7 protein-coding genes are annotated in these 6,403 nt (G+C 51.3%); 5 read left to right on the top strand and 2 right to left on the bottom strand.

All coding sequences use genetic code 11. From position 1 onward, the window contains the following. Nucleotides 1-415 precede the first annotated feature (415 nt). Nucleotides 416-883, top strand: coding sequence for a hypothetical protein (locus ACGYLQ_RS20415; protein WP_394444620.1), 468 nt, complete (start codon nt 416-418; stop codon nt 881-883). A 1,030-nt stretch (nt 884-1,913) separates the two neighbouring features. Then, nucleotides 1,914-2,060 carry a hypothetical protein gene (locus ACGYLQ_RS20410; RefSeq protein WP_394444618.1) on the top strand — a complete coding sequence of 49 codons (147 nt, stop codon included), beginning with the start codon at nt 1,914-1,916 and terminating at the stop codon, nt 2,058-2,060. On the opposite strand, the gene ACGYLQ_RS20405 is transcribed toward ACGYLQ_RS20410, so the two are convergent. Continuing rightward, a complete protein-coding gene (locus ACGYLQ_RS20405; RefSeq protein ID WP_394444616.1) occupies nt 2,049-3,098 on the bottom strand; it encodes an IS1595 family transposase in 1,050 nt (349 codons plus the stop codon). The two genes, ACGYLQ_RS20410 and ACGYLQ_RS20405, sit on opposite strands and share 12 nt — an antisense overlap. A gap of 392 nt (nt 3,099-3,490) precedes the next feature. Between ACGYLQ_RS20405 and ACGYLQ_RS20400 the strand changes: the two genes are divergently transcribed. Then, complete coding sequence (locus tag ACGYLQ_RS20400; protein ID WP_394444614.1) at nt 3,491-3,826, top strand: hypothetical protein; 336 nt, start codon at nt 3,491-3,493, stop codon at nt 3,824-3,826. Between the two features lie 56 nt (nt 3,827-3,882). On the opposite strand, the gene ACGYLQ_RS20395 is transcribed toward ACGYLQ_RS20400, so the two are convergent. Beyond that, nucleotides 3,883-4,722 (bottom strand): universal stress protein, encoded by an 840-nt coding sequence (locus tag ACGYLQ_RS20395; protein WP_394444612.1) that lies wholly within the window; start codon nt 4,720-4,722, stop codon nt 3,883-3,885. Between the two features lie 375 nt (nt 4,723-5,097). On the opposite strand from ACGYLQ_RS20395, the gene ACGYLQ_RS20390 reads away from it, so the two are divergent. After that, nucleotides 5,098-5,574, top strand: a complete 477-nt coding sequence (locus ACGYLQ_RS20390; RefSeq protein WP_394444610.1) for a molybdopterin-dependent oxidoreductase — start codon at nt 5,098-5,100, stop codon at nt 5,572-5,574. Continuing rightward, on the top strand, nt 5,571-6,350 hold the full coding sequence (locus ACGYLQ_RS20385) for a histidine kinase dimerization/phospho-acceptor domain-containing protein (protein WP_394444608.1): 780 nt from the start codon (nt 5,571-5,573) through the stop codon (nt 6,348-6,350). The genes ACGYLQ_RS20390 and ACGYLQ_RS20385 overlap by 4 nt, the downstream gene beginning before the upstream one ends. Nucleotides 6,351-6,403 lie beyond the last annotated feature (53 nt).

Here is a 6,403-nt window from a genome sequence, read left to right as displayed (position 1 = left end):
ACACCGACGGAAGCGTTCAGGGAAGAGTTGAGGAAACTGAGATAGCGGAAACTGTCGCAACGACCCTTGAGACACCAGGCGTTACCCTCAAATGTGATTATTGTGAGAAAGCAGTATTTTACCTAACGGGAGGGATCGGTATGGGAGCTGTTTACAGCCAACTGAGTATAGCCTGCCTTTTATGTCGAAGAGCAAAGATTCAGGTACCGTTAAGCAACAGCGCTATCTACTCGCCGGCGCATCCTACCTAAGAGAAATAGCCTATAGGTCCTTCATGTATTATTAAAACATGTTGCAAGAACAAGGACAAAGCACGCGAGGGAAAACAATGGCTATAAAACAGTCCAAAAGCCTCATACGTGCACTTCTGGTTCTGATGCTCTTGGGAGCCATTTGGCTTCCTAAAGAAAGGCGAATGACCGTTTTTTTGACAGGTTACAGCTATTGGGACAACACGCCCCCGGCCTCAGCCATCATTGGGCGCCCCATCATACATGAAGTTGCTGCGGGGATAGGAACTTACGACGATCCTGTAACCTTAGCGGTGGGCTGGCGGATAGATGAAGGTAAAGTATCAGAAGATTTCCAGCCTGGTACGAGGTTTTATATTCCACGATTGCGAAAATATGCGATTGTTGAAGACCTGTGTGGGGATGGTGCTAAACCACAAGGTGGGCCATGTCACATCGGTTGGGAAGGGTACCATTGGCTAGATATTTATGTGGATGGCAGCACCCGAACCGCGGAGATAAGTCAGCAATGCATGGAAAAGCTTACGGGCATCCAGCCTGTCTTGATAAAGCCAAGAAAAGGATATCTCATATCACCCGGACCTATTGTCGAGACCGGGTGTAAAGTTTTCCAGGTTTCATTGCTGAAGTGAAGTTTTAACCTGCGCACTCAGCAATATTGGGTCAAAAGGTTTTGTGATAACGTCACTAGCCCCTAACTTAAGCAGCGCCTCTCTGCGGTAGCTTGCATGAGTTAACCGAAGGCGATCTCAATGAAATCAAGCCAATAGATCTTCTTGGTAAGCCTTACAGCTCTACAAAACTGGCTGAAGTGTTAAAGGTTTTTGCTGCTTCCAAGAATTCCTCTAACAATATCAGGTCATATTTCTCTGAGCGAAGTTAGAGATTGTTTTAGAATATACTGTAAAGCTTAATTAGGGAAGCTCTACAGGTTATGTACCTCTGTCCTGCTTTGCTCTGACCATCCTAATCGAATACTTATACACCCTACCAACTTTCTGGCAGGGTGTATAGATTTGACGCTCCATAACGGACCTGGGGTGATAAGTCTTTGCCTTATCAATTGTTTACCGGCTGTCGTTGCCTTGGCCATAGCCGCCATAGACATAACCTTCACCGGGGCTACGCAAGCTGCTCCGTGTGGACATTACAGTGTCGTCATTCTTGGACTGATCGCTGGTGTTCAGGAAGATATCGTTGGCTTTCGTCGACGCATTTGGGTTCCAGCTGCGCTCGCTATCACCATAAACTGTTTGCGCATCGTTCGACGTGTCGAGAAAGATATCATTATAGCGGGTCGAGTTATCGGCGATAGCTGCAGTGGGAAATAAGTGCAGTGGCAGCGGTAGTGAGGATGAGTTTCATTTCGTGTTCCTTTGGCTTCTGCCATATCACGCATTGCGATGTCATCGTTTGTGGTGAAGGAACGAGGTTCAGCTTGATAAAGTTTCGGTAGCGGAGGCGAAGAAGGGATATCCCTGGGCCTAATCACACTTTTCAAAGTAGCTTGAGTTAAAAATATTATAATACTGTCAGCGGCTTGATAAGATTTTCTCAGGATATGTCATCAAATCGTGTTGGTAGTGCATGCTCTACGGTCATCTGAGCTTTCCTGACCCCATCCCGTGTGATACCAGAAGGCACAAGTTTAGGAGAGCGTAGATGGCTAAGCGGAAAGAAGGCGACCCCTACTTCACTTGGAAGGACTATGTCTTCGGCAAAAACATGGGCGCGGCGACGCTGCAAATACTTCTTGGAATCGGCGCTTTCAGTGTGGTGTTTCTAATCTTTGCAGCGCTATTCGGTTAGAAACCGGTCTACTCTTTTGACCATTTCCAATGAGATTATTGACCTGAAAAAGACCAGCGGATCGCTGTCGGGGCGCGCCACCATCCAGCGCGCATAGCCATCGAGATACTTCGTCGCTGGACCACGCCAGCGCCCACGAAAATCCCGTTTCCACTCGGAGTGCAGCGAGTTCACGCTGTTGAGATGATAGGCTTTGGGCATCCGCTTTGTCCGACGACCAGCAACGAGCACCTTGTAGGAGATCCCTCGCGCTTTGGCGATCGCTTCATATTGGGGCGCACCATCGAAGAGCACCATTGCGTCGGGCGCGACCTGCGGCACAAGCTTCGCTTCGATTGTTGGTTGTAAGGTGTTCTTCATGTGCTGGAAGGTCGCCCGCCCGGTTCGATCCACAACACCGAGGATCGGTGCGGACCACGCTCGGGCGATGGCCTGCGGAGGCCGCCGCTTCGGATACTCATACCAGCGCTTCCGTGGTGGCTTGGGCGTCGTTTTCGGATGCGAGGGGTCGCGCTGATAACGGACCCATTCATGCGATCCCTTGCGGCTCTCGCGTTGGTAGGTCTCATCAGTCTCGATGATGCCCGACATCGCGCTCGGAATCACGGTTCTCAGTTCCTCGAAAACGATCATTCGCCAGCGCCAGACCGTATCGCGCGAAATGTTGAGGCGTCGCCCGAGCCTGCGGCACGACAGGGGTTCCTCGTCCGGGTCGAGCATATTGCGGACCACCTCGATGAAAAGGCCGGGACGGTGGATGCGGGATAGAGGTGAGCCCGTCCGTCCCGTCCAGGTCCGTTCGCAATCCTTATACCACCAGCGCTGTGCGCCTGCTCGCGTGGAGCCCCAAGAGGAGCGCTGCGCGCTGCCGCAGTGTGGGCAGCCTCGTGCCCGCCCGGCGGTGTTGATCTCCACGACAGCTTCCGCGCGACGACGCGCGGTCGCGAGGGCGGCTTCGGCCCTTACGATCTGGGCAGGCGGCAGATTGGCGATGGCACTTAGCAGGTCATCCAGGATCTGGGCGGGGGTCTGTTGCAAGGATGTTAGTTGCCTTACAGCTTTTCGGCGCTATTTAACCTTAGACGGCGTAGTTCATGTTCTTTACCGGGGGCTGCTCTTCCTGAGGCCCTCTAGACTGCGGCGGCCTTTCTCCCACACATTCCGTCATATGGGTCGCCGCGCTTTTTCTTCGCCAGCTAACAGTCTTTTGGCTACCTCAATCCAAGCATTGGATCGGGAAAGAGAGAGCTGGTGGTGGATTTGGTCAGACACCCGCCACAATGTTTAGTTAGTTAGCCTATCCCTGGGGTCTGACTTGTAAATGGCCAAACAAAGAGGCACCCTGCTGATGAGACGGGAACCCCCTGCCCTGCGCCTACTGCCTTCTTTTCAAACGGCAGGTTTGTTCATCACTGCCGGAAGACACTCCTATGAAAATTTCATTGGGCACTATTGGAATAGGTTTAAGTATCCTAGTGCTGCTTCAGTTTCTAATTTTTGACGAGGCCGCCGGAGAAGGGTTTTCGCAGCCGCGCTCTATTGGCATCGGTGTCTCAATCCTAGTGTTTGCGGCCGGGACTTTTGCTTTTTGGCTTCCGCGCGTTGGAGGTCTTATTTTTGTCGTTTCCGCGTTTCTTGCCTTTTCTGTCTCGAGCGATTTTCCAGATATGGCTTTTTGGGGGTCAGCATCTCTTATTTTGGGTACGCTTTCTGGCTTCTTCGGTTGGAAAGAGTGGAATTTGGCGAGCGGCGCTGAACGAGACTAAAGAACTGGGCATATTTTTATCGAACGCCAAGCTCAAAGGTCGTAGTCTTTGCCATTTTAGCGAGAGAATAGCACCGGGAACTCGGTGTTTCGCAACAGTTCGCGGGTCGCAGCCCCTATAACAAGATCGTATGTTCGGGAGTGACCAAATGCACCGACAGCAATCATGTCCGAGCCTCTTTCAAACGCTTCTTTGTTCAATGCAGCCGCCACCCCTGGGTGTTCCCAAGACCGTTCGACCAAGGTCGTTTTAATCCCATGCCGAGCGAAGGCAGCTGCTAAATCGCTTGCTGTCATATCGCGGTGGCTGTCATGATGATGCTCGTTAACCTGCACAATATGTGCTTTATCGTCTTCGTGGAGTAAGGTACGTGCATCATGCGCAGCTCGCACTGCCTCGCGTGTACCGTTCCAGCCGATCAGAATGTCTTGCCCAAGGCTCTCAGCTTTAAACTCCTTAGGCACCACAAGGGCCGGTCTTCCGCCGTCTCGAATGACCGCTTCTAGAAGGCGAGCATGCCCATTATGCTGCGCATCTGAGCCTACAGCAGGCAACACCACAAGATCTGCACATTGCGCACTTTCGACGATCCGCTCTACGGCAGTTTCCGACTGGCTTTGAACGAGACGCCACTCGGCCAGGAGGTCTTCAGCGTGAACATGCTTTTCGAACACGGCCTTAAGAGCGGCCGACTGTTCTTTCTGGGATTGTCCATATGCTGCAAATACAGTGTCTGGAACATGCATCGCGATGCCAGGATAGACCATTAAGGCCTCTACGGTGTGCAGGCCGATTACATGAGCACTATGGCGACGGGCCAGCAAAGCTGATGCGCGCAATACCGCATCTGCAGTTTGCTGATCGGTAAGGCAGGTTAGAATTGTCTTTATTGACATAGCGCTTCTCCTTTAGCCTTCTATGAGCCGTCCGGCTTAAATTAGGTGGGTCGGATCGCTCTAGGACACTTTTTGGAAGCGCTAACAAAGCAGTGGTTCTCGTCGGCCTCCCCTTCCAGCTTATCCTGCCGGAGCCATCCGAATTTGACGTGGATCAAATCGGGAGAGGTGTGTTCAGGGCGTTTGCATCTTTGACATTATGCCGGCGACCATGCCCCGTCTGTTTAAGAAGTATTTAGCAGGTTTACTATCATGAGGGGTTTCTAGGCTACGGGCGGCTAAATAGGGAAATACAGAGCCAAGCTTTGCCTATATGCCGCAAATTTGCCAAAAATTATGGTATGGTTTTCCTTACGGCTGGCATGGAGGATGTTGATGATGCGAATGCAGAAGATATGGGGTGCAGCCCTGATGGCCGCCTTTCTTGCTCTGCCCAGCTTTGGTCTCGCGCAAAGCATTCTGACTGTTACGACCCCAAAACAGTCACGAGATTTTACTCTAGAGGAGTTGCTGGCTCTACCTCAGACGGTCGTGGTCACAGCGAATGACTACGCCGATCCAGCTGCTGCGTTTCAAGGACCTCTCCTGCGAACAATCTTAAAGATGTTTGAAATCGAGAAAGATGCGCAACTGAATATGGTAGCGCTCAATGACTTTACTTCTACCGTCCCCGCTTCGGATGCTTTCGATTATGATGTCATTCTGGCCATCTTGCGAGACGGGGAAGCCATGCCAGTGCGCGAAAAAGGTCCAATTTGGGTTATTTACCCGATGGATGAGAACCCGGAACTGCGTGGTGATATTTATAATGACCGGCTTGTTTGGCAGCTCAAAGAAATTGTTGTCGAGTGAAAAGAAAGATTAGAACTATTCAAGCCATCCTCCTCGTATTGTTCGTAGGAGCAGTCGCTTTTGGAATTGGCGTTATCTTGAAGCTTAGCGATAGGGTTGAAAGCATCCAAACCGCAGAGCAGAGGGATCCGCTATGGATTGGATCGCAACTACAGTTTGAGATGCTTCGGCTAGAAAGAGCACTCAGCGAAGCTGCATTAGGCCTTAAACCTACGACCGATGTCGCATTGCGCTTCGACATCGCTTGGAGCCGTATAACCATCCTTCAAGAAGGGAAGCTGGCGCAGGTTATCGAGAGCTTCAACATCGATCACAGCGTGCTCCTAGCGCTTGAAGATAGGTTTGAGGAGCTGGAGCCGCTGATTGAGGCGTTCACTACGCAAGACATGACCGACGCAGTACGTTTTCAAAGTGCGGCGACCCTTTTAGATGCACTCGAAGGCTTTGATATCTCTCTTAGGGATTTCTTGCTGGCACTGGCTCAAGCGAAAACGGCCTTTTTGACGGAATTTAGGACTGGCCTACTCTCCCTGTCACAAGCAATTGCCTATCTTAGTGCAACGATCTTGGCCCTCTTTGGCATATTTATAATACTGCTCTTTCTCGAGCTTCGGTTCGCCGCGAAGAGAGCGAGGGAAATGCGCGCTCTTGCGCAAGAAGCGACCTCCGCATCCCGGCTCAAGATGAACTTTATGAGCGTTGTCAGTCACGAGTTGCGTACGCCACTTACGTCGCTACTTGGTGGCCTTGCTTTGTTGATTGTCACTGAGAACTGACCCGGTAGCCCCATAAATTGTCACTGAGAATTGACCCATGTGAACACACTTCC

The organism is Sulfitobacter sp. 1A12779 (genome assembly GCF_043557315.1).
In the GTDB taxonomy this organism is placed as follows: domain Bacteria; phylum Pseudomonadota; class Alphaproteobacteria; order Rhodobacterales; family Rhodobacteraceae; genus Sulfitobacter; species Sulfitobacter faviae.
Note: the sequence above shows the minus strand (reverse complement) of the source record. Positions and strands in the feature narration are given on the sequence as shown.

Bases quoted from the DNA above. Each gene is read 5' to 3' on its own strand.
- ACGYLQ_RS20400 (WP_394444614.1), top strand. From the start codon at position 3,491: ATGAAAATTTCATTGGGCACTATTGGAATAGGTTTAAGTATCCTAGTG.
- ACGYLQ_RS20390 (WP_394444610.1), top strand. From the start codon at position 5,098: ATGATGCGAATGCAGAAGATATGGGGTGCAGCCCTGATGGCCGCCTTT.
- ACGYLQ_RS20395 (WP_394444612.1), bottom strand. From the start codon at position 4,722: ATGTCAATAAAGACAATTCTAACCTGCCTTACCGATCAGCAAACTGCA.
- ACGYLQ_RS20410 (WP_394444618.1), top strand. From the start codon at position 1,914: ATGGCTAAGCGGAAAGAAGGCGACCCCTACTTCACTTGGAAGGACTAT.
- ACGYLQ_RS20415 (WP_394444620.1), top strand. From the start codon at position 416: ATGACCGTTTTTTTGACAGGTTACAGCTATTGGGACAACACGCCCCCG.